We start from the raw sequence: 22,438 nt of genomic DNA on the forward strand, positions 1-22,438 counted from the left end.
CGCACTGCAAGGCGCGGCTTTTCTCGTCGGTGCCGAATTTATTGACTCAGGCCGAAGCGCGGACGTTGTGCTTGCGCTTCATGAAGTCCTTGGCGGTCTCGACCGCCACCGCGGCGTCGCGGCAATAGGCGTCGGCGCCGACGGCTTTGCCGAATTCCTCGTTGAGCGGCGCGCCGCCGACCAGCACGACATAATCATCGCGAATGCCTTTTTCCTTCATCGTATCGATGACGACCTTCATGTAAGGCATGGTCGTCGTCAGCAGGGCCGACATGCCGATGATGTCGGGCTGATGCTTTTCGATGGCATCGAGATATTTTTCGACCGCATTGTTGATGCCGAGGTCGATGACATCGAAGCCGGCGCCTTCCATCATCATGCCGACGAGGTTCTTGCCGATGTCGTGGATGTCGCCCTTAACGGTGCCGATCACCATCTTGCCCTGCTTCGGCGCGCCGGTGGCGACAAGCAACGGACGCAGGATGAACATGCCGGCCTTCATCGCGTTGGCCGACAGCAGCACTTCCGGAACGAACAGAATGCCGTCGCGAAAATCCTCGCCGACGATGCGCATGCCTTCGACCAGAGCCTCGGTCAGCACCTTGTAAGGCGCCCAGCCGCGCTCGAGAAGGATGTTGGTGCCTTCCTCGATTTCTTCCTTCAACCCATCATAAAGGTCGTCGTGCATCTGCTGCACCAACTCGTCGTCGGAGAGTTCCGAAAGGATGATCTCGTCGTCGGCCATTTTTTCTCAGGCTCCTTGCCGGCTACAACTATCGCGGCAGCTTAAAAATATCGCGCCATTACCTAACCCGCGCGGGCCGGTTGTCCATAGCTGATTTGCGACTTCCCGCAAAACGAAAGCGACCGTAAATCTCCTGGAATTCTTGTCGATTTTGCGACAGGCGTTGGCGCTGGCGGGCCGTTTCGAATAAGGTGCATGGCTACGATCCGGCCAGAGACCGCAATATGCGGCTGCAAATGGATTTCAGGCCGGAACAAGAGCCCGGCCAAAGCAAATCAGGCCAGAACGAAAGCCAGGGAAGAACGATTATGAGTGAGAACGCGCCGGTCGATCAGGAAGCGTCAAACGCACGGCGCGGGCGCGCTGCCAGCGGTGGCGCCGCAGCGCGCCGGGCTGCACGTTCGGGCGGCGGCCCCGGTACACAGCTCACCTATATCAAGCGCAAGATCAACGTCTATGAAGTGCTGGACGAGGAAGGCCTGGCGCTGATCGAAAAGAACACCGACACGGTGCTGGAAGAGATCGGCATCATCTTCCGCGACGACGCCGAGGCACTGCAGCTTTGGAAAGAGGCGGGCGCCGACGTCAAGGGCGAGCGGGTGCATTTCCCCAAGGGCCTCTGCCGCTCGCTGTTGAAGACCGCTCCGTCCGTCTATACCCAGCACGCCCGCAACGGCGAGCGCTCGGTGCAGATCGGCGGCAACGCGACCGTGTTCGCGCCGGTCTATGGACCGCCCTTCGTGCGCGATCTCGACGGCGTCAGGCGCTACGCGACGATCGAGGATTTCCGGAATTTCGTAAAACTTGCCTATATGGCGCCATCGATCCACCATTCGGGCGGCACGGTTTGCGAGCCGGTCGACGTGCCGGTCAACAAGCGCCATCTCGACATGGTCTACAGCCATATCAAATATTCGGACAAGCCGTTCATGGGCTCGGTGACCGCGCCCGAGCGCGCCGAAGATACGGTGGCGATGGCCAAGATCGTGTTTGGTGACGATTTCGTCGAGAACAACACGGTGTTGACCAGCCTGATCAACGCCAACTCGCCGATGGTCTTCGACGAGACCATGCTGGGAGCGCTGAAAGTTTACTCGCGCCATAACCAGGCGTGCATCGTCACGCCGTTCATCCTTGCCGGGGCGATGAGCCCGGTGACGGTCGCCGGCACACTGACCCAGGTTTTGGCCGAGGTTCTGGCCGGGGCGTCGTTCACACAGCTGATCCGGCCGGGTGCGCCGGTACTGTTCGGCACCTTCGCCTCGTCGATCTCAATGCAGTCGGGCGCGCCGACCTTCGGCACGCCGGAGCCGTCGCTGGTCTCCTATGGCGCCGCCCAGCTTGCTCGCAGGCTCGGGCTGCCGTTCCGCACCGGCGGCTCGCTTTGTGCTTCGAAAATCCCCGATGCGCAGGCGGCCTATGAGAGCGCCAACACGCTGAATTCGACGATCCTCGCCGGCACCAATTTCGTGCTGCATTCGGCCGGCTGGCTCGAGGGCGGGCTCGCCTCCTGCTACGAAAAGTTCATGATGGATATCGACCAACTCGGCATGACGCAGAAGTTCTCCGAGGGTGTCGACCTGTCGGAAAACGGTCAGGCGATGGATGCCATCCGCCAGGTGGGTCCGGGCAGCCATTACCTCGGCTGCGATCACACCCAGGCCAATTTCCAGACCGCGTTCTACCGCTCCAACATCGCCGATAACAATTCCTACGAGCAGTGGCTGGCCGAAGGCGAAAAAACCGCGCCGCAGCGCGCCAACGAGCTCGCCCGCCGCTGGCTGGAGAGCTACGAGGCGCCTTATCTCGACCAGGGCATCGACGACGGGCTGAAGGACTTCATCGCCAGGAAGAAGGCGTCGATGGCCGACGCCTTCACCTGAAAGGAGCCCGAATCAGGCGGGGCTAAAGTCGCCAACATCATCCACAAGGAAGTCTGGCGGAGCGCCTTCTCCGACCCGGACAAGAAGGGATGATTCTCGAGCGCGGCATGGTCGAAACCATCGCGGCCGCGCTTTCCGCCCACGGCCTCATCCTGCGCGGCGGCTTCAATTTTGCGGGCGGTGAGGGGACACCTTCCGGTCTCTCCGGCGCCGCCGCCAGATCCGTCCTGCTGGTGGGGCAGGCAGGCGCCGCACCTTGGCCGCACTTCCTGCGCTGGTTGGAGAAACAGTCACAGCCGATCGACGATTCGCTCGACAGATGGTCGCGCGGAGTGATCGGCGCTGTGGCCGAAAAATTCGGGGCACGCGCGGTGTCACCGTCCGACAGGCCTTATCTGCCGTTCCAGCAATGGGCGATGCAGGCGGAGGGGCTGAAGCCGTCGCCGCTCGGCATCCTCATGCATCCGCAATACGGGCTCTGGCATGCCTATCGCGGCGCGCTGTTGTTCGAGAACGAGATTGCGCTCCACGAACGTCGCGACGTGATTCACCTTTGCGACACATGTTTGGAAAAACCTTGCCTGAAATCCTGTCCGGTCGCGGCTTATTCTGCGGATGGTTTTGTGCATGAAACCTGTCTGGCGCATGTGCGTGGGCAAAACGGCGGACCTTGCCGGACCGGCGGCTGCCTTGATCGCAACGCCTGTCCTTACGGCATCGATTATCGCTATCCGGCCGAGGTTCAGGCCTTTCACATGGCAGCATTCGCGCGCTAGCCAGACAAGACCCCGCTGCACGCAAAGACGTCGACCGTTCCGATCTCAGGATTTTTGGCCGAAAGCCAGCCCCGCCGCGTGAAAGAGACCCATCAGCAGCACCCCGATGGCACCAGAGACCAACGAGACGATGGGATACTGTGCGAAGTTGGCCCCGTACGCGAAGAGGGCCACCACGAAGCTCGCCCAGCCGGCTATCAGATTGGGCACGGCGGAGTTACCGAAGACGCACGGGTAGGAACCCTTGGTTATCCCACTCACGAAATGTGGGACGCCATTGGCGCCAAAAACACCCGCGAAAAAAGCAAGGAATGCCGTCAGCCACATATGAGCTCCGTCCCTTGGCAAATTGAAGCGCGCCGTTCACTTCAGGCCGCCATAGCATGGCAGGCAGTCGGCGAAATTGTGCACAAAGCCAGCGTAAAGCAACCCCGATACGCATTTGTGAACGTGGCGGCTCCACATAGTGCCTTCGATGCAGCCGGCGCCGAACGCCACTGGGAGCGGCTGACGATGCTGTTTGCGGAGACGCTCGGCCAAGGCGCGCCAACCATTACGACGTGACTGCCCGCCAAAAAATTCTTCCCATCACCCAAGGAATCGCCATTAGCCTTCGTCCAACAGGCAAATGATGGCGATGATGCTGGACGAAAGCGAAGCCTCCGACGCCGAACTGATCGGGCGGGCGAAGGGCGGAGACAGGGGTGCTTTCGGCAAGTTGCTCGAAAGGCACTACGGTTTCGTCTATCGCGCCGCCTATCGGTGGTGTGGAAAAAAGGCCGACGCCGAGGATATCGCCCAGGAAGTGTGCGTCCGGCTCGGCCGGGCGATCCGCGACTATCACGGCAGCGGTGCCTTCACGACGTGGCTCTACACCATGACGCTGAATGCGGCGCGCGACATGATGCGCAAGACCGCCCGCGATACGGCCAAGACCGAGGCCTATGGCGCCTATGCGCTGATTTCGGGGGAAACCTCGTCCGAGGCGGAAGACCCGGTCGAGGCGCTCTGGGCAGCGGTGCGCAAGCTGCCGGACAAGCAGCGCGACGCTGTGCTGCTGGTCTATGGCGAAGGGCTGAGCCACGCAGCCGCCGCCGAGGCGATGGCGATCTCGGAGACGACGGTTTCCTGGCACATCCATGAGGCGAAGAAACGGTTGAAGACGCTGATGCGTTCAGCCGGGGAAGTGTGACCATGGTCGACGACAAGCAACTGAACAGGCTGCGCGATATCGCAGCACCGGCGCCTGACGCGGATGCAAAGGCGCGTGCCCTCCAGGCCGCGCTGCGCGCCTATGACATGGAAGAAAAAACTTTACCGGCCGCCCAAGGATCGGCAGGCGGGCTTCGTCTCACAGAGCGAGCACAAAGGCTCTGGAGCGAAATCATGCAAAAGAAACTCTTCGCCACGCCGGCCATTGCCGGGCTCGTTGCCCTGCCGATCGCCGGATACGCCACCATCTATATGCTTGGGGAATCCAAATTCGGCGGGCCCGAATTCGGCGGCGACGATAAGATCACCGAAACGCTGGCTGACAAGCCGGCGACCGTCAAACCGCCGGTTGTTGCCGAAGCAGATAAGCAGAAGAAGGCGGACGCCGACAGCGAAAGCCGCGACGCCGGCGAGGCGCTTGTGGCGCCGACATCGCCGCCGAAAGCGGAATCGACCGCGGTCGGCGGGTTGACGCAGCAGGATGTGCTCACCCGCAATGCACCCGAACCGGCGAAGAGCGGCGAGTTTGCGCTGGATGGCGGTGCAAACTCCGTGGCTCCGGCAGTCGATGGTGGCGCGCGGGTCGGACGCATGCCTGGCACGGTTGCCGAGTCCAAGCTGATGGCACAGCAGCCTGCCGCTGCGCCGGCCGACCAGATGCTGCCGCGAGAGGAAAACCGTGACCGGGTCGAGGATTTCAAGACCAATCCGGTGCATGCCGCACTCGAAGACCCGGTCTCGACGTTCTCTATCGATGTCGACACCGCTTCCTATTCCTTCGTCCGGCGCTCGCTGAAGGAAGGTTTTATCCCGCAGGCCGATACGGTGCGCGTCGAGGAGATGGTCAACTACTTCCCCTATGACTGGAAAGGCCCGGACTCCGCCTCGACGCCGTTCAACTCGACCGTCAGCGTCATGCCGACTCCGTGGAACGAGCACACCAGGCTGATGCATGTCGCCATCAAGGGTTTCGACGTGAAGCCGGCCGAGCAGCCCAAGGCCAATCTGGTCTTTCTGATCGATGTGTCGGGCTCGATGAACGAGCAGGACAAGCTGCCGCTCCTGCAGTCGGCCTTTCGGCTGCTGGTCAACAAGCTGAGACCCGACGATACCGTCTCGATCGTCACCTATGCGGGCGATGCCGGTACCGTGCTGGAGCCCACCAAGGCTTCGGAAAAGGACAAGATCCTCGCTGCCATCGACAACCTGACATCCGGCGGCTCGACGGCAGGCGAGGCGGGCATCAAGGAAGCCTACAGGCTGGCGCAGAAATCCTTCGTCAAGGACGGTATCAACCGGGTGATGCTCGCCACCGATGGTGATTTCAATGTCGGCCAGACCGACGACGACGACCTGAAGCGGCTGATCGAAAAGGAGCGCAAGACAGGCGTGTTACTGTCGGTGTTCGGCTTCGGCCGCGGCAACCTGAACGACCAGATGATGCAGACCATCGCCCAGAACGGCAACGGCACCGCCGCCTATATCGACACTTTGGCGGAGGCCGAGAAGGTGCTGGTCGAGGATGCCTCCTCGACACTGTTCACCATTGCCAAGGACGTGAAGATCCAGGTCGAGTTCAACCCGAACAAGGTCTCGGAATACCGGCTGATCGGCTACGAGACCCGCGCCTTGAACCGCGAGGATTTCAACAACGACCGCGTCGACGCCGGCGAGATCGGCTCAGGCCATTCGGTCACCGCGATCTACGAGATCACGCCTAAGGGCAGCGGCGGCGAACAGATCGATCAGCTGCGCTATGGCCAGGCCTCGGTGAACAATGGCGGTGTCGCCAATGCCGACGAATATGCCTTCGTCAAAATCCGCTACAAGCTGCCGAACGAGGACACTTCGAAGCTGATCACCACGCCGGTGACGTCAGCCAACGAGGTGGCGTCGTTCGACCAGGCCAGCACCGACCAGCGTTTCTCCGTTGCCGTCGCTGCCTTCGGCCAGAAGCTGCGCGACGAGGATGCGACCGCGAAGTTCGGCTACGACAAGATCATGGAGATTGCCACCGCCGCCAGAGGAGCCGACCCGTTTGGGTACCGGTCCGAGTTCCTCTCGCTTGTGCGCCTTGCCTCGGCGCTCGGCGGTAACCGGTAGTGGCAATGATGGCCGGTTTCTTTCAGATGGGATCGTTCTGACAGGGGGAACCGGCCTACGGGCGGGTGAGGCAGGCCGGCGAGGGAAACCTTGCCGGCCTTTTTTCGTGGCTGCACCGCTTCGCGGACCGCGTCGCAGCCGAAAGCGTCAGGCGCGTCCGCGGCGCCGTTCGCGGCGGGCTTCGCTGGTCTCGGCGACGTTGACCGTCGCCTGCTTGTTGCGCATCGGGCCGATGCGTTCGACGATCTGCTCGACGGTCGGGCGATCCGACCTGGTGTGCGCATCGAGCGCCTTGCGCATGGCGGCAAGGTGCTGGAACGAGGTACCGCAGCAGCCGCCGACGATCTTGGCGCCGGCATCGACGGCCAGGCGCACATAATCGGCCATCAGCTCGGGCGTGCCCGAATAGTAGATCTCGGCACCGCGAAATTCGGGGATGCCGCAATTGCCCTTGACGATCACCGTTGCCTCGGGCTTCGCCTCGGTCATGTCGAGCAGCGAAGCGAGAATATCGGAGGCGCCGACACCGCAATTTGCGCCGACACCGAGCGGCGTCTGCGACAGGCCGTCGACGACACCGTGGATGTCCTTCGGCAGCAGCCCCATCATGGTGCGGCCGGCGGTGTCGAAGGAGCCGGTATAGGTATAGGGCAAGCCGACGCGGATGGCGGCTTCGGCGGCGGCACGGATCTCGTCCGGCGCCGACATGGTTTCGATCCAGGCGACTTCGGCGCCGCCGGCCTTCAGGCCCTCGATCTGCTCGGCAAAGGCCTCGACCGCCTCGTCATAGGTCATGGCGCCGAGCGGCACCAGCAATTCGCCGGTCGGGCCGACTGAGCCGGCCACGATCACCTTGCGGCCGGCCTTGCCGGCGACGGCGCTTGCGATCTCGGCGGCGCGCTTGTTCAGTGCGTGGACGCGGTCCTGCGCATGGTGCAGCTTGAGCCGATGGCGGGTCCCGCCAAAAGAGTTGGTCAGGATGATGTCGGCGCCGGCATCGACAAAGTTCTGGTGCAGGCTGGTGATGGTGTCGGGCGCGGTCTCGTTCAAGAGCTCAGGAGCCTCTCCGGCCTCAAGGCCCATCGCGAACAGATTGGTGCCGGTGGCGCCATCGGCGAGCAGGACGCCCTTTTCGGCAAGCAGAGCGTCGATCGGATTGGTCATGTGAAATACGCCTTCCCGGAAGAATAACTGAGATAAGGATATAAAGAATTCTTTATGTGCCGTCAATGTCGACACGGAGAGCAACCGGTCAAAATCGCATCTCCGCCAGCTTTCGTGTGAAGCTGGCCGCTTCATGCGCGTTGACGTCCGCGGCACGGATCAGATTGTCGAAATGGCTGGTCAGGATGCGGATCGGCTGCGTGGCGTTCAGCACCAGATACATGTCGCCGACGTAAATGGCTGCGCGATAGGGCCCGAAGATGGTGTACGGGATCGAATAGCGCATCCGCCCGTCATAGAGAAACAGGCGGAAGGTGGGATAGAGGTCGTCGAGTAGCGTCGCCATGTGCAGGAGCTGCTGGTGGCGGTCGGCCTCCGGAAAGCGGTCCCACACGCCCAGCCCGCGCGCGAAGATCTCCAGCGTGTGGCGCGGCATACAGACTTCCATGTCGGTTTCGGGCCGTCGGTTGTAGTCGATGCGGTACTGCGTTTCGCCGGCCTGTGCCTCGCGGCTCTTGTTGGCGATGACGGCTTCATAGTCGACAAGCGCCTCGGTGCGCAGAAGATCGGGAATGCCGGCCGGGACGTAGCGGATTTTCGTTCCCGCCGCCTCGGCATGCCAGCGAGCCAGCAGCGTGCGGTCGAAGCCGTCCGGCGCCTCCTCGATCTCAAGGCTCTCGCGGATTTCACCGGTGACGCCCTCGTCCTGGCTGAGGCCGAGCAGCCAGTCGAGCGAGACTTTGAATTCGGCGGCGATGTTGAGCAGCGTTTCGGCGCGGGGAAGGCGGGTCGAGGCGCCGGAGAGCAGCTGCGACAGCGCCGAACGGTCGATGCCAACCGCGGCGGCGAAGGCCGACTGGTTCAGATCGGACCTTGTCAAGAGCATTTTCAGGCGCTCGCGAAAGATCGTCGACAGGTCGCGCTTGTCCAAATCGCCACCCCACCCGATAGGAGGAAAAATTTGCGCTGAAGCCGCGAACGCGGAGCTTCAGGCGTAAATGAATCCGGTGCGTTGTTTACAATGCATAACATATGCAGCTGAAAATGCGCAATCGCAACAGTTTGTGCGCTTTATCGCGTTGCAGCAATGCAACGCTCCTGACACAATGCTGTCAGGAATCAAACGGGTTCCGGCGACTGGAAGGCAGTGGTCGATAGCATGACGAGCATGGGCAACAGGCGACATGGCGCGGCGACCATCGAATGGCCGACGGTGTTTCTCGCACTTTTCTGCTACGGCGGCTGGCTCGCTACCGGCTTTCTGCTCTGGCCATCCTACCCGCTGTTGGCGCTCGCCCTTCTGGCCCTGATTGCGGCGCTGCAATCCTCGCTGATGCACGAGGCCCTGCACGGCCATCCAACCCGGAACGCGCGGCTCAACGAAGCCGTTGTGTTCCTGCCGATTGGCCTTGTCTGGCCGTTTCGCCGGTTCAAGACCATTCATCTGCGCCACCATGCAGACGAGCGCCTGACCGATCCGCTCGACGATCCCGAAAGCTATTACAAGGCGCTCTGGCAGCACGAAGAGCTGCCGTCGGCTATGAAGTTCCTGCTGAAGGTCAACAACACGATGCTCGGGCGTTTGGTGCTCGGTCCGTGGCTCTCCTGCATCGGCTTCTTCATCGACGACGCCAGGCAGGTTGCCGCGGGCGACAATTCCATCCGCAAGGCATGGCTGCTGCATGCGATCGGCCTCGCCGTAGTGTTGCCTGTCGTGCAGTTCGGCTTCGGCATGCCGTTGTGGCTCTACATACTGGTGCCGGTGTGGCTTGGGCAGTCGCTGATTTCGATCCGCACCTACGCCGAGCATCAATGGTCTGAACATCCGGAAGGCCGCACGATCATCGTCGAGCGCTCGCCGCTGTCCTTCCTGTTCCTCAACAACAATCTGCATTTCGTCCATCACAAGAGCCCGACGGTGGCCTGGTACAGGCTGCCGAAGCTGTTTCGCGACCGCCGCGACGAGTGGCTGCGGATGAACAATGGCTACGCCTATCCGAACTATTTCGCGCTGCTCAAGGCCTATGCCTTCAAGGCGAAGGAACCGATCGTCCATCCCGTGCTGCGGCGCATGCCGGAACCAGGACGCGCGTTCAAGCCGCGCGTCAGGGCACGCAGCCTCAATGGGCTTGGCAGCGCACCGGTACCCGCCGAGCCGCCGAAGGAATGATCCTCGCGGCATTGCAGGCGCTGCCGCGCGGGCAACGCTTTCCTGACCTTGTCAATTTCCCTGCATAACGGTCAAATCCCGGCATGAGCGAATTCATTGCGGCTTTGCCGATGTACGACTGGCCGGAAGCGCGGGACGAGGTCGACGCAGAATGGGCGCGGCTGCGCGATGCTTTCAGACAAAAAGGCATCGATGCGCCGGAGACGATTATCCGCCGCAATGGCGATTTGCCCCCGGTGCCTGGCGGTATTCGCGACGATAAGGGAAAACTCATCGCGCCCGATCCGGCGACATTGCCGCCGGACGAACTGGATTTTCACCGGCTCTGGCTGCACCCGGCGCTGCTCTTTGCGCAAACCTGCTGGGGACCGATGGAACTCGGCCTGTCGCAGCGTGTCCACCTCGTCGGCCAGCCGCGCTACGACGCCTTTGAGGGCGGACAGGGCGAACTCTATTCGAGCGCCATCGTCATGAGGGCGGGCGAGGCACCGCCGGCAAGGTCGCCGGCCGACGGCGGCGCCGTCATTCCGCTCGATCAGCTTCGCGGCAAACGTTTCACCTTCAACAGCCTCGATTCCATGTCGGGCATCATCGCGCCGACACGCGACCTGCAAGCACTGGGCGAGAGTTTGGATATCTTTTCCGCGCTGAGCGAAAGCTGGGGGCACCGCGCTTCGATTGTTGCTGTTGCCGAGGGCAGGGCCGACGTCGCGGCGATCGACTGCGAGAGCTGGGCGCTGGCGCAGCGTTTCGAGCCTGCGGCGCAGGAGATGACGGTCGTCGGCTGGACAAGGCGGCGCAAAGGCTTGCCTTTCATCACGGCCAGGACGACGCCGGAAACGATCGTCGCCGCGATGCGCAAGGCGATCGAGGCGCTCACATAAAGCGCGTCGCGTTCGGTCGGCCTCAGGCGACGCGCTTAAAATTCTTGTTTATGCATGTCGTTATCGCAAAACCGCTGCACAGTTTTGCGCGACATGCATTAGGTTCGCTCAGCCGCCAAGCAGCCGATTGTCGAGCGGGTAGGTCGAAAGCTTCTCGTTGCCGGTGTCGGTGATCAGGATCTGTTCCTCGATCTTGACGCCTTCGTAGCCGCCAAGCCGGCCGATATAGCTCTCGACGCACAGCACCATGCCAGGTTCGAGCACTCCGTCGGGTGTGTCCTCGGTCCAGTCGCCAGCATGCGGCAAAGTCGGGTATTCGTCGGCAAGGCCGACGCCGTGATAGAGCACCCCGTAACGGGCCGGGAAGCAGTCTCCCGGCGGCACTGACGAGCCCTCGACGAGGTCGCGGAACGATATGCCCGGCCGCATCAGCTCGGTGTTGTGGGCGATCTGGTCGGCTGCGATCCGGAACAGGCCGCGCTGCTCCTGCGACGGCGGCGCGTCACCGCAAAGCCAGGTTCGCGAAAGGTCGGCGCAGAAGCCGTAGGGACCGATCAGGTCGGTGTCGAAGGCGACGAGATCGCCGGCTTCGATCGTCCGCGACGAACACTCCTGGAACCACGGATTGGTGCGCGGACCCGACGACAGGAGCCGGGTTTCGATCCATTCGCCGCCGCGCGCGATGTTGCCGCGATGGAGTTCGGCCCACAATTCGTTCTCGGAGATGCCAGGCCTCAGCGCCTGCTCCATCTCGCCCATCGCCGCCTCGCAAGCGACGATCGCCCGGCGCATGGCAAGGATCTCGTCGGGCGATTTGATCAGCCGCGCATTTTCCATCACCGCCTCGCCATTGCCGGTCGAAATGCCGAGACGGGCGAGTTCCTCGATGCCCTCGGGATTGATGTGATCGACCGCGATACGGCGATTGCCGCCGCCATGTTCCAGTACCAGCTCGGCGATGCCGGCTGCCCAGCGGCGGACTTTTTGCCCGGTCAACTCGCCGCTGTAGAGATACGCCCACGACACCGCCGGCCGCACCTCGTCGACGACGCCGGAATGGTCGGAAAGGTGCTCACAGGAAAAATAGTCGAACAGTACCACCGGCCCATCGGTGGCGACGAAACAATGCCTGGTCGGATTGTGCGCGACCCAGAGCTGCATGTTGGTCGCATCGGTCGCGTAGCGGATGTTGACCGGATCGTAGAGCAGGGCTCCCGCATAGTCGCGGCGCTTCAGCTCGGCGCGGATGCGCTCGAGCCGGTATCGGCGCATGGCAGGCAAGTCAGGAGCGTCAATACCCGCCGCCTGCCACTCGGCTTCCGCCAGCGCACCATAGCCCAGCAGATGCTGGTTGAGTTCAGCGGCCTTCAGGCGCGATTTTTTGCGCAGCGCATCGATCGAGTCCTCCGGCTCGAACGGCATGATCTTGCGATGATGACGGGGCCGGTCAGTCGGATTCCTGTCCACCCTCGACTCCTTCGCCAGCGCCTTCCTTGGGCGCCATGGCTCCTTCCATTCTCTTCAGTCGGACGAATGCGCCGGGCCGGGCGGACTTGTCGGTGCCACGCAACAGCGGAACCATGATTTGCCGCGGTTGGCCGTCCGGCTCATAGCCGGCCGCTTTGAGCTGGTCCAAAATGACCGGCCGCGGATCGTCGTGATCAAGCCAGACGAGTACGGCCGGCCCCCGCATCAGCGTTTCGAAATTAGGCACTTCCTGGTCAAGTGCGACCAGTTTTTCGTCGACCAGCCGCAGGTTGCCGACCCATGCACCGTCGGATATTGCAGTTTTCACCGGTCCGTCCGCGGTCAGTTGGCGATAGAGGGCCGGGTAATCCAAGCGGATCATGCGGGAGAGGCCACTGGTCCCGTTTATCTGGACGTACCAAGTGGCGGGCGCGAGCAACACGGCGATGATCGCTCCAGCCGCGATCACCAGGAGCTGCGCATTCCTGCCGCGCGGCGCCAGCCGTTCCATAGTGGCGACGATGGCCAGCGGCAACATGAACAGGACCGGCAGCAGCCAGCGGTCCTTGACAACCGTCACGCCGGTAGCCAGCACAAGTATTGCCAGCATAGCCAAGCCGAGCGCCAAGCTACGCCACAACAGAATTTCCCTGGCCGGACGTTTCGGGTGCCGCTCGGAGAAACGGAACTTCGCCACCCCGAAGGCCAGCGCGGAAACGAGCACCGGCAAGACCGCGAAATTGAAGGTCCCCATGACAAACTTGCCGGCGCCGACAAAGGCCGCCGCGATGCGCCCTTGTTGCGGGTCTATTCCGAACTTCTCGCCTCTCGACAATAAATCGGCGGGATGCATGAGGCTCCAATAGGTGGTTGGTGCCAGCACCAATATCGCGACCGCTATGCTGATTGCGAACTTTGGATCAAGGATGGCGCTGCGCAATTCGCGCAGCGACAGCGCTGCCGCAACAAGGGCCACCACGAGGAAGACATCGTTATACTTGGCAAGAATTGCCGCCGCCGTGGCCAGGCCAAACGCCGCATAGGCAATCATGCTACGCCGCTCGAGAAGATAGGCCATGGTGAGCAGGAGCAGCGAGCAGAAGCCGACGACGGCGACGGAATGCGACAAAGCGCGCTGCGATTCCCAGACGACCTGCGGGATCGTAAACAGGCCGAACATGGCCGCCGCCGCTGTCGCCTTGGTGTAGCCGAACCGCCGCATGGCGGCGAACACGCTGCAGGCGGCGAGGAACAGCACTGAGTATTTGACGAGCTTCAGCGTGAAGATACTGGTGCCGAAAACATGCGCGGCCAGCCAATTGATCCAGGTGTAGAGAGGTGGTTGCGAGCCGCCATATCCAGCCCAGAGATACGGTACATAGATCAGCTGCTCCGCATCGTCGATGCCGACGCCGGTTCCCGCCCAAGAGCTCAACAGGGACAGTATGATGGTCTGCAAGGCAAAATAAGCCGCGACCATGACGATCGCCGCCGGGAAGGGGCCGATCCGTCCCTCGGCCAGCCACTCGGCCCATTTCATGTCGTACTTCAAGGAAGTCTCATCGCCCCTGCCGGCACAGTTGCCGGCTGGGCTAGCATGAAGAGCGTGCTCCGCACAATGCGACCGGCTGGCTGCACCTACGTTCGCATCTTTTCGCCACTCGGATCGAAGGGCGGCTCGACGTTGATGCGCGCCGACCGCCGGTGTCCAAGGATCTCGATCTCGAACAGCCCGGCGCTCTCGTTTTCGGCAAGCACTGCCGGTACGTAGCCTTGCGCCATCGACTTCTCGACATAATGCGCATAGCCGCCGGAGGTGACCCAGCCGACCACGCGCCAGTTGCCGTCGACAATACCGCGCACGGCAGACGCGCCTTCAGCGGCGTTCGAGCCGCGCACTTCCTTGCCGCCCGCGTCGAAGCGCGGCGCGCCATAGCCATGCGGCTTTTCTACCGTGCCGAAATCCTTGTCGCCGACCTTGGCCCAGATCGGCTCGTCGCCCATGACGTCGGCATCCGCAGCATCGACGATAAAGGAAACGCGGCGCAGCTTCGGCCCTGCCGCCTGTTCCTTGGCCGCTGCCTCGCGGCCGATGAAATCGTTCTTCTCCAGCTTGATAAAGCGGTCCATCGAACCTTCGAACGGTCCGTAGATCGGACGTAGCTCGCGGAACCAGGTCGGAAAGTTCTTTTCAAGCCGCATCGAGAGCAGGGCGCGCATGCCGAAATCAACAAGTCCGAACTCTTCGCCGGCCTCCTTGATCGCCTTGTAGGCCAGACGCTGATAGGCCGGCGCCATCCAGATCTCATAGCCGAGATCGCCGGTGTAGGTGATGCGGTTGACCATGCAGGGCGCGCCGCCGACCGCCATCTCGCGGAAATCCATGAAGCGGAAGGCCTTGGTCGAGATGTCGACGTCGACCAGTTTCTGCAGCAGGTCGCGCGATTTCGGCCCGGCGATGGAGAGGCCAACCAGCGTCTGGTCGAAGCGGTGGATGCGCACCTCCGACGCCCTTGGACCGTCCTTCGGCAGATGCTTCTCGAACCAGCGCATGTGATATTTTTGCGCGGCCGAAGAACCCCAGATCATGAAGCGTTCTTCGCCCGCCTTGGCGATGGTGAAGTCGCCGATCAGTCTGCCGAACTCGTTCAGCATCGGCGTCAGCACGATGCGGCCGGTCTTCGGCATGCGGTTGGTCATCAGCCGGTTGAGGAAATCCTCGGCCCCAGGTCCGGAGACTTCGTATTTGGCGAAGTTGGCGATCTCGGTGACGCCGACCCTCTCGCGGGTGGCGCACACTTCCTCGCCGATCGCGCCGAAATCATTCGAGCGGTGGAAGGACACGATGTCCTTCGGCTCCGAGCCTTTCGGCGCGAACCAGAGCGGGGTTTCGAGACCCCAGCTGTCGCCCATGACGGCGTTGTTGGCGAGCATGGTGTCGTAAAGCGGGGTCGTCTGCGCCGGTCTTGCCGCCGGCAATTCCTCGTTGGGAAAGCGGATGGAGAAACGGCGCGAATAATTTTCGCGCACCTTTGCGTTGGTATAGCGCAGCGTTGCCCATTCGCCGAAGCGCGCAACGTCCATGCCCCAGACGTCGAAGCCGGGGTCGCCATGGACCATCCAGTTCGACAGCGCCAAGCCGACGCCGCCGCCTTGGCTGAAGCCGGCCATGACGGCGCAGGCGCACCAGAAATTGGTCAGGCCCTGCACAGGGCCAACGAGCGGGTTGCCGTCGAGCGCGAAGGTGAAGGGGCCGTTGATGATCTGCTTGATGCCGGCTTTCTCGATGCCGGGAAAATGCTTGAAGCCGATCTCGAGCGACGGCGCGATGCGGTCGATGTCGGGCTGCAGCAGCTCGTGGCCGAAATCCCATGGCGTGTTGACCGGCGACCACGGCTTGCAGGCTTTTTCATAGGTGCCGAGCAGGATGCCGTTGCGTTCCTGGCGGGTGTAGATCTCGCCCTTGAAATCCAGCACGCCGATCATCTCGCGCCCAGTCGACTTGTTGAATTCCTCGACTTCCGGCATCGGCTCGGTCAGGAGATACATGTGCTCCATCGCCAGCACCGGCAGCTCGACGCCGACCATGCGACCGATCTCGCGCGCCCACAGGCCGCCGCAGTTGACGACATGCTCGGCTTTGATCGTGCCTTGCTCGGTGACGACGTTCCAGGTGCCGTCGACCTCCTGCGTCAGTTCGACGACGCGGTTGCGCAGCACGATCTCGGCGCCGAGCTTCCGGGCGGCTTTGGCATAGGCGTGGGTGGTGCCGGAAGGGTCGAGGTGGCCCTCGACTGGGTCCCACATAGCGCCGACGAAATTCGTCTCGTCCATCAGCGGGAACATCGCCTTGGCTTCGGACGGCGTGATCAGTTCGGTGTCCATGCCGAGATAGCGGCCCTTGGCATGGGCGAGGCGAAGGAAGTCCATGCGCTCGGGCGTGTCGGCCATCATGACGCCGCCGGTCAGGTGCAGCGAGCAGGATTGGCCGGAAATCTCCTCGATCTCCTTGTAAAGCTGCACCGTATAGGCCTGCAGCTTGGCGACATTGGGATCGCCGTTCAGCGTATGAAAGCCGCCCGCCGCATGCCAGGACGAGCCGGAGGTGAGCTCCGAACGCTCGATCAGCATGATGTCGGTCCAGCCGGCCTTGGCCAGATGATAGAGCACCGAGCAGCCAACGACGCCGCCGCCGATAACAACCGCTTTTGCATGAGATTTCATGAAGATAGTTCCGTTTTTGAAGAGATTGAATCGAGTGAGCGGGGCGCGAAAACAAAGCGGAGATCGAATACAGCGATGTTTTCGGCCAGCCTGCCATCAAGCGCGGCAAGAATGGTTTCACAGACGGAAGTACGATGTTTCAGGACGTCATGGCTCCAAAGACGCAGGATCGAGTAGTCTTGGGCGCGCATGAAATCATCGCGGCGGCGGTCATATGAACTGCCGGCGTGCTGTTGTCCGTCGACTTCAACAACAAGCCATTTTTCGCGGCAGACAAAGTCTGCAAAAAAGGCGCCGATGGAGAACTGACGCGTAAAGCGATAGCCGCCAAGCTTGCGCGCCTTTAGTTCAGGCCAAAGCAGTGCTTCGGCCTGATTGCCTGCTTGCCGCAGGCTACGCGCTCGCTGGGTTGTGCCTGTTTTGCGGCGGCTGCGCGTTTCATGAACGGCTTCCCCCACTCCGTCGCCGCTTCGCGGCGCCACCTCTCCCCCCTCCGGGGGGAAAGGAAGGGCGCCAACTGGAATCGTTTCGCGCCCTTCCTCTACCCCGTCGATCGGGGGAGAGGTGTCGAGCGAAGCTCGACGGAGTGGGGGTCGACTACTCATCAGATGATCAGAAATCGGTCGGGGCGCCGCCTTCGGCCCGGCGCTTGTCGACGAAAGCATTGAGCTCCTCGCGGATCGCCGGGTCCATATAAGGCTCTTCATAGGAGGCCAGCCGCTCCTTCCAGACGCGATTGGCTTTTTCGAGCGCGGTCGGTGACCCAGCCTCCGCCCAACTCTCGAAATTGCGCCAGTCCGAAATGATCGGCGCATAGAAGGCGGTCTTGTAGCGGTCCTGCGTGTGCTGGGTGCCGAAGAAATGGCCGCCGGGGCCGACCGACTGGATGGCGTCGAAACCGAGCGCCTCGTCGGAAAGATCGAGCGGCGTCAGGAACTCGGCGACCATCTGCAACAGGTCTATGTCGAGGATGGTCTTCTCATAGGAGCAGCGCAGGCCGCCTTCGAGCCAGCCGGCGGCATGCATCATCAGATTACCGCCGCCCTGGATGGCACCCCACAGCGAGAACACGCTTTCATAGGCGGCTTGCGCGTCGACGGTGTTGGCGGCGCAGGTGTTGGAGGTGCGGTAGGGGATGTTGTAGCGGCGGGCGAGCTGGCCGCCGACCAGCTGCGCCTTCATATATTCCGGCGTGCCGAAGGCCGGCGCGCCGGACTTCATGTCGACATTCGAGGTGAAGCCGCCGTAGCCGACAGGCGCGCCCTTGCGCACCATCTGTGCGAAGGCGATGCCGGACAGCGCCTCGGCATTCTGTTGCACCAGCGCGCCGGCAATCGTCACCGGCGCCATGGCGCCCGACAGGGTGAACGGCGTCACGATGACCACCTGGCCCTTGCTCGACATCTGGATGATGCCTTCCATCATCGGCACGTCGAGCTTGAGCGGCGAATTGGTGTTGATGATGGTGAACACCGACGGCTCCGCAAGCAACTGCTCGTGGCTGATGCCACGTGCGATTCTGGTGATCTCGATGCCGTCGACGTTGCGCTCTTTGCCGAGCGAATAGATGTGGAACATCTTGTCGGTCAGCGTGGCGAGGTCACGGATGCATTCGAGGTGGCGCACGGACGGATGGATGTCGATCGGCTCCACCGGATAACCGCCCGTGCAATTCAATATGTTGTGCATCTGCGCAAGCTTGAGAAAGTTGCGATAGTCCTGCTGGTTGCCCGGCCGGCGGCCGCGGTCGACGTCGGAGCAATTGGGTGCCGACGCCATCATCGAGATGATCAGATTATCGCCACCGAAGCGCACATTGTGCGCCGGGTTGCGGGCGTGGATGGTGAATTCCGGCGGGCAGTGCGCAACCAGTTCCAGGATCATGTCGCTGTCGAAGCGCACCCGCTCGCTGCCTTCGCGGACATCGGCGCCATGCGCCTTCATGATGCGCCGCGCTTCGTCATGCAGCACGTCGACGCCGATTTCCCGCAGCACGCGCAGAGAGGCGAGGTGGATGGATTCCAGCTCGTCCTCGGAAACCAGCCGGGTCGGCGTCAGCGGGTTCTTCAACTGGCGAAACGGCGGCTGGTCGAACGCCGCCGATCCGCCGGCACGCTTCCCCGCGCGGCCGCCGCGACGGGCGCGGTCGTTTGCCAGTGCCGGTTCGGCGGGCTGAAGGGCGGCGGTCATGATAGTCCTCGTACGCTGCGGCAATGCGGCGGCATAATGGACTGCCGGCCCTCCGGCCATTGCGGAGGCGGCGACCACTAGGACGAGGGAAGCGACATGCCCTGGGGGCAGCCGGCGGGATCGTCAGCCTCTTGATCGCGTTCCGGCTGGCGCAAGCGGTTTTCGTTGCCGGTGCTTACTGCGACGGAACCGAAACGCTAATCCTGCATCATGGACCGGGCGGAACAGAACAGCGGCGAGACAGTGCAATGGGCGGCCATCACCGGCGTGATCGCAACCGTCTCGGTGTTCGCCATTGCGCAAGGGCTGAGCTATCCGCTGTTGAGCTTCATCCTGCAGCGCCAGGGCGTCTCGCCGGCCATGATAGGCCTGTCGGCGGCAATGACGCCGATCGGCTTCATCGTCTCCTCGCCGCTGGTCCCGGCTCTGTCGCGCCGTTTCGGGGCCGGGCGCACCGCGCTTACTTGCGCGGCACTTTCCGCGCTGGTGCTGGCGCTGATCGGCTGGACGCAAAATGTCTATCTGTGGTTTCCGCTGCGCTTTTTGATCGGTGGGGTCACCAACCCGCTCTACGTGCTGAGCGAAGTCTGGGTGATCGCACTGGCGCCGCCAGCACGCCGCGGCCGCGTCATGGGCATCTATTCGACGATCATTTCGGCGGGCTTTGCGGCGGGGCCGCTGTGCCTGCTTGCGGTCGGCACCGTGGGATGGCCGCCGTTTCTGGTCGGCATCGGCGCATTCCTGTTTTGCGGCGCCTGCCTTGCCTCGGTGCTGGCACGGCTGCCGAGGGTCGACGAGAGCGGGCACCGGGTTTCGGTGCTGGGATTCGTGCCGCAGGCGTGGCTGCTGTTGTCGGCGGTCGTGGTGGCCGCTGGTTTCGAACAGGCAGTGCTCGCCTTGCTGCCGGTCTACGGAACGCATTACGGCATCGCCGAAGCGCGCATGTCGGCGCTGCTGTCGGTGATGATCGCCGGCAACATCGCTATGCAGGTGCCGCTCGGCCTGTTGGCGGAACGACTGACGGCGCGGCTGGTGCGGTTCATCTGTGTGGCGGTGACGGTGCTCGGATGCGTGCTGTTGCCGGTTCTCATCGAGACGCCGCTCATATGGCCATGCGTCTTCATCTGGGGTGCGGTTTCCTACGGCATCTACACGATGTCGATCATCGAGCTCGGCGAGCGGTTCACCGGCTCGGCGCTGGTCGCCGGCAACGCCGCCTTTTCGCTGATGTGGGGCGTCGGCGGCATCGCCGTGCCGCCGCTGGCGGGCGGCGCCATGGATGTTGTTGGCGCAGGCGGCCTGCCGCTCACGCTTGGCGCCATTTGCCTGGCGCTGGCGCTTGTAACGGTCATTCGAAGGCGGATGGTGTGAATGCCTGAAGTCGCCGTTCTGACGCAATGACTTGAATATTAGCGGCCCCGTGTCGATCTTGGCGATGCCGACGCCCGACTCAACCGGAGACCTCATGACCAAATTGAACAGCCAGGCCCAACCGGATCCGGCGGCCGAAGATCCCTTCCTCTGGCTGGAGGGCAGGACTGACCAGCGAGCGCTCGACTGGGTTCATCGCCAGAATGAAATCACTGTCGCCGAATTGCAGGGTGACCCGTCCTACCAGGCAACGTTCCAGACCGCGCTCGACCTGATGACGGCCGAGGATAACATCGCCGTCGGGGCCGCTATCAACGGCCATGTCTATAATTTCTGGCAGGACCGCACGAACGTACTCGGCCTCTGGCGGCGCACCACCGTCGCGTCCTACAAGACCGACAAGCCGGATTGGCAGACGATCATTGACTTCGACAGTCTGGCGGCGGAAGAGGGGGTGAAATGGGTGTTCAGCGGCGCCAGCCGGCTTTACCCCGATTTCAGCCGCTGCCTGCTCAGCCTGTCGCCGGATGGCGGCGATGCCAGCGAGATGCGCGAATTCGATATCGAAAGCAGGTCCTTCGTCGAGGGTGGCTTTCGTGCTCCCGCCTCGAAATCGAACTTCAGCTGGCTGGACGAGGACACGGTCATCGTTTCCGCCGCCTTCGAGGAGGACGACAAGACCCAGTCCGGCTATCCGCGCGTGGTCAAGCTCTGGCGGCGCGGCACGCCACTGGAAGCGGCGATGCCGATCTTCGAGGCGCTGAAGCAGGATCTCGCCGCCGGCGGATCCGTCGAATTCGACGGTGACAGGCGCCACGTCTTCCTGGCCCGGACGCTCGACTTCTTCGCCTCGCACAGTTTCCTGCGGCTGCCTTCTGGCGAGAACCGGCGCATCCCGTTGCCGGACGACGTCACCGATACGGCGCTGTTCAAGGGCCAGCTTGTCTTCGGCGTGCGTACCCCGTGGACGGCGCCGGACGGCACGCTGTGCAAGCCCGACGGGCTCTATTCACTCGATTTCGAGCGCTGGATCGAAACCGGTCTGTTCGGATCCATCGATATCGTGCTCGAGCCGGCGCACCGTGTCTCGATCGCCGGCATCGCCCGCACGCAGGCCCGGCTGTTCATCAATTTGATGGACAATGTGCGCGGCAAGGTCATCGCCGGCGAGCGCAGCGACAGCGGCTGGGAGTTCAAGCCCGTTGCATTGCCCGAAAACGGCAATGTCGGCATCAGCCATGCCGAGCATTTCGGCTCCAGCGTCTCCTTCTCCTTCACCGATTTCCTGACGCCGAGCTCGATCATCTGGTCGGACGATAATGCCGCGGCGCTGGCAACGGTGAAGTCGCAGCCGGCGCGCTTCGATGCGTCGTCCCTGGTCTCCGAACAGTTCGAGGCGCGCTCGAAGGACGGCACGATGATCCCGTACTTCGTCGTCAGGCGGCGCGACCAGGACGGGCCGGTGCCGACATTGCTTTACGGCTATGGCGGCTTCGAAGTGCCGCTGCTGCCCGGCTATGCCGGCGTGCGCGGCAGGCTGTGGCTGGAGAAGGGCAATGCCTATGTGCAGGCCAACATCCGCGGCGGCGGCGAGTTCGGCCCGAACTGGCACCAGGCGGCGCTCAAGGCCAATCGCCAGAATGCATTCGACGATTTCGCAGCGGTGGCGCAAGATCTGGTCAAACGCGGCATCGCCACACCGGCCACGCTGGGCATCCAGGGCGGTTCGAACGGGGGCTTGCTGACTGGCGTCTCGCTGACGCAACGCCCGGAATTGTTCGGCGCGGTGATCATCGACGTGCCGCTGCTCGACATGCTGCGTTACACCGAGCTGCCGCCCGGCGCGTCATGGATGGCCGAGTATGGCGATCCGGCGAAGCCGGAAGAGGCAGCTTGGCTCGCCTCCTATTCGCCCTACCAGCATGTAGACACGGATGCAGCCTATCCGCCGGTACTGCTGACGACCTCGACTGCCGACGACCGCGTCCATCCCGGCCATGCCCGCAAGATGGCGGCGCGGCTGCAGGCGGCGGGCCATGGCAAGACGCTGTTCTTCGAAGAGACCGAGGGCGGGCATGGCGGGCGCGGCGATCGGCGGCCGCAGGCCGCACAGGCGGCGATGAAGTACGTCTTCCTGCAGCGGGCCCTGACTGGCACCAATTGACCGACATCGCTTGACCGGTACGGCTTGAACTGAGGGCTGGAGGCAGCCTAAGGTACATGCATGGCTCGGCTGGCGAAATCGGGGT

17 protein-coding genes are annotated in these 22,438 nt (G+C 62.9%); 8 read left to right on the forward strand and 9 right to left on the reverse strand.

The features are described from left to right. Positions 1-46 precede the first annotated feature (46 nt). Positions 47-745 (reverse strand): cobalamin B12-binding domain-containing protein, encoded by a 699-nt coding sequence (locus NKH63_RS03045; RefSeq protein WP_023676506.1) that lies wholly within the window; start codon positions 743-745, stop codon positions 47-49. Between the two features lie 308 nt (positions 746-1,053). Between NKH63_RS03045 and NKH63_RS03050 the strand changes: the two genes are divergently transcribed. Both NKH63_RS03050 and NKH63_RS03055 read left to right on the forward strand, forming a co-directional pair. Beyond that, the gene (locus NKH63_RS03050; protein ID WP_023719938.1) at positions 1,054-2,628 is read left to right on the forward strand and encodes a trimethylamine methyltransferase family protein; all 1,575 of its coding nucleotides are present in this window, start codon (positions 1,054-1,056) and stop codon (positions 2,626-2,628) included. A gap of 89 nt (positions 2,629-2,717) precedes the next feature. Further along, positions 2,718-3,404, forward strand: a complete 687-nt coding sequence (locus tag NKH63_RS03055) for a hypothetical protein (RefSeq protein ID WP_031194270.1) — start codon at positions 2,718-2,720, stop codon at positions 3,402-3,404. A 45-nt stretch (positions 3,405-3,449) separates the two neighbouring features. On the opposite strand, the gene NKH63_RS03060 is transcribed toward NKH63_RS03055, so the two are convergent. Then, a complete protein-coding gene (locus NKH63_RS03060) occupies positions 3,450-3,731 on the reverse strand; it encodes a hypothetical protein (protein ID WP_031194271.1) in 282 nt (93 codons plus the stop codon). Positions 3,732-4,035: 304 nt separating this feature from the next. Here NKH63_RS03060 and NKH63_RS03065 point away from each other — a divergent pair, with 304 nt between their 5' ends. Continuing rightward, positions 4,036-4,596 carry an RNA polymerase sigma factor gene (locus NKH63_RS03065; RefSeq protein WP_023719942.1) on the forward strand — a complete coding sequence of 187 codons (561 nt, stop codon included), beginning with the start codon at positions 4,036-4,038 and terminating at the stop codon, positions 4,594-4,596. A 2-nt stretch (positions 4,597-4,598) separates the two neighbouring features. Next, positions 4,599-6,719, forward strand: coding sequence for a vWA domain-containing protein (locus tag NKH63_RS03070; RefSeq protein ID WP_352484527.1), 2,121 nt, complete (start codon positions 4,599-4,601; stop codon positions 6,717-6,719). Positions 6,720-6,866: 147 nt separating this feature from the next. On the opposite strand, the gene bmt is transcribed toward NKH63_RS03070, so the two are convergent. Next, positions 6,867-7,883 (reverse strand): betaine--homocysteine S-methyltransferase, encoded by a 1,017-nt coding sequence (gene bmt / locus NKH63_RS03075; protein ID WP_023719944.1) that lies wholly within the window; start codon positions 7,881-7,883, stop codon positions 6,867-6,869. 88 nt (positions 7,884-7,971) lie between these two features. After that, positions 7,972-8,814, reverse strand: coding sequence for a helix-turn-helix domain-containing protein (locus NKH63_RS03080; protein ID WP_023719945.1), 843 nt, complete (start codon positions 8,812-8,814; stop codon positions 7,972-7,974). Between the two features lie 228 nt (positions 8,815-9,042). Between NKH63_RS03080 and NKH63_RS03085 the strand changes: the two genes are divergently transcribed. Beyond that, positions 9,043-10,053 (forward strand): fatty acid desaturase, encoded by a 1,011-nt coding sequence (locus NKH63_RS03085; RefSeq protein ID WP_352484528.1) that lies wholly within the window; start codon positions 9,043-9,045, stop codon positions 10,051-10,053. Between the two features lie 83 nt (positions 10,054-10,136). Further along, positions 10,137-10,937 (forward strand): phosphate/phosphite/phosphonate ABC transporter substrate-binding protein, encoded by an 801-nt coding sequence (locus tag NKH63_RS03090; RefSeq protein WP_352484529.1) that lies wholly within the window; start codon positions 10,137-10,139, stop codon positions 10,935-10,937. Positions 10,938-11,045: 108 nt separating this feature from the next. Here the strand turns inward: NKH63_RS03090 and NKH63_RS03095 are convergent, their stop codons facing one another. The 5 genes from NKH63_RS03095 to NKH63_RS03115 form a co-directional block, all read right to left on the reverse strand. Next, entirely contained in the window at positions 11,046-12,359 is a 1,314-nt protein-coding gene (locus NKH63_RS03095) for a M24 family metallopeptidase (RefSeq protein ID WP_352484540.1), read from the reverse strand. A gap of 25 nt (positions 12,360-12,384) precedes the next feature. Beyond that, positions 12,385-13,956 (reverse strand): glycosyltransferase family 39 protein, encoded by a 1,572-nt coding sequence (locus tag NKH63_RS03100; protein ID WP_352495951.1) that lies wholly within the window; start codon positions 13,954-13,956, stop codon positions 12,385-12,387. A gap of 86 nt (positions 13,957-14,042) precedes the next feature. Further along, positions 14,043-16,628 carry a GcvT family protein gene (locus NKH63_RS03105; protein WP_352484531.1) on the reverse strand — a complete coding sequence of 862 codons (2,586 nt, stop codon included), beginning with the start codon at positions 16,626-16,628 and terminating at the stop codon, positions 14,043-14,045. Continuing rightward, complete coding sequence (locus tag NKH63_RS03110; RefSeq protein WP_051409687.1) at positions 16,625-17,086, reverse strand: endonuclease domain-containing protein; 462 nt, start codon at positions 17,084-17,086, stop codon at positions 16,625-16,627. The genes NKH63_RS03105 and NKH63_RS03110 overlap by 4 nt, the downstream gene beginning before the upstream one ends. Before the next feature lie 154 nt (positions 17,087-17,240). After that, positions 17,241-18,818 (reverse strand): trimethylamine methyltransferase family protein, encoded by a 1,578-nt coding sequence (locus tag NKH63_RS03115; protein WP_352484532.1) that lies wholly within the window; start codon positions 18,816-18,818, stop codon positions 17,241-17,243. A 210-nt stretch (positions 18,819-19,028) separates the two neighbouring features. Between NKH63_RS03115 and NKH63_RS03120 the strand changes: the two genes are divergently transcribed. Both NKH63_RS03120 and NKH63_RS03125 read left to right on the forward strand, forming a co-directional pair. Further along, a complete protein-coding gene (locus NKH63_RS03120) occupies positions 19,029-20,189 on the forward strand; it encodes an MFS transporter (RefSeq protein ID WP_352484533.1) in 1,161 nt (386 codons plus the stop codon). Between the two features lie 94 nt (positions 20,190-20,283). Then, positions 20,284-22,353, forward strand: a complete 2,070-nt coding sequence (locus NKH63_RS03125; protein WP_352484534.1) for a prolyl oligopeptidase family serine peptidase — start codon at positions 20,284-20,286, stop codon at positions 22,351-22,353. The last annotated feature ends 85 nt before the right edge of the window (positions 22,354-22,438 follow it).

The sequence above is a fragment of the Mesorhizobium sp. M0960 genome, assembly GCF_040319055.1.
In the GTDB taxonomy this organism is placed as follows: domain Bacteria; phylum Pseudomonadota; class Alphaproteobacteria; order Rhizobiales; family Rhizobiaceae; genus Mesorhizobium.

Coding starts and splice junctions, on each gene's coding strand:
- NKH63_RS03045 (WP_023676506.1), bottom strand. CDS start 745: ATGGCCGACGACGAGATCATCCTTTCGGAACTCTCCGACGACGAGTTG.
- NKH63_RS03050 (WP_023719938.1), top strand. CDS start 1,054: ATGAGTGAGAACGCGCCGGTCGATCAGGAAGCGTCAAACGCACGGCGC.
- NKH63_RS03055 (WP_031194270.1), top strand. CDS start 2,718: ATGATTCTCGAGCGCGGCATGGTCGAAACCATCGCGGCCGCGCTTTCC.
- NKH63_RS03060 (WP_031194271.1), bottom strand. CDS start 3,731: ATGTGGCTGACGGCATTCCTTGCTTTTTTCGCGGGTGTTTTTGGCGCC.
- NKH63_RS03065 (WP_023719942.1), top strand. CDS start 4,036: ATGGCGATGATGCTGGACGAAAGCGAAGCCTCCGACGCCGAACTGATC.
- NKH63_RS03070 (WP_352484527.1), top strand. CDS start 4,599: ATGGTCGACGACAAGCAACTGAACAGGCTGCGCGATATCGCAGCACCG.
- bmt (WP_023719944.1), bottom strand. CDS start 7,883: ATGACCAATCCGATCGACGCTCTGCTTGCCGAAAAGGGCGTCCTGCTC.
- NKH63_RS03085 (WP_352484528.1), top strand. CDS start 9,043: ATGACGAGCATGGGCAACAGGCGACATGGCGCGGCGACCATCGAATGG.
- NKH63_RS03090 (WP_352484529.1), top strand. CDS start 10,137: ATGAGCGAATTCATTGCGGCTTTGCCGATGTACGACTGGCCGGAAGCG.
- NKH63_RS03095 (WP_352484540.1), bottom strand. CDS start 12,359: ATGCCGTTCGAGCCGGAGGACTCGATCGATGCGCTGCGCAAAAAATCG.
- NKH63_RS03105 (WP_352484531.1), bottom strand. CDS start 16,628: ATGAAATCTCATGCAAAAGCGGTTGTTATCGGCGGCGGCGTCGTTGGC.
- NKH63_RS03115 (WP_352484532.1), bottom strand. CDS start 18,818: ATGACCGCCGCCCTTCAGCCCGCCGAACCGGCACTGGCAAACGACCGC.
- NKH63_RS03120 (WP_352484533.1), top strand. CDS start 19,029: ATGGACCGGGCGGAACAGAACAGCGGCGAGACAGTGCAATGGGCGGCC.
- NKH63_RS03125 (WP_352484534.1), top strand. CDS start 20,284: ATGACCAAATTGAACAGCCAGGCCCAACCGGATCCGGCGGCCGAAGAT.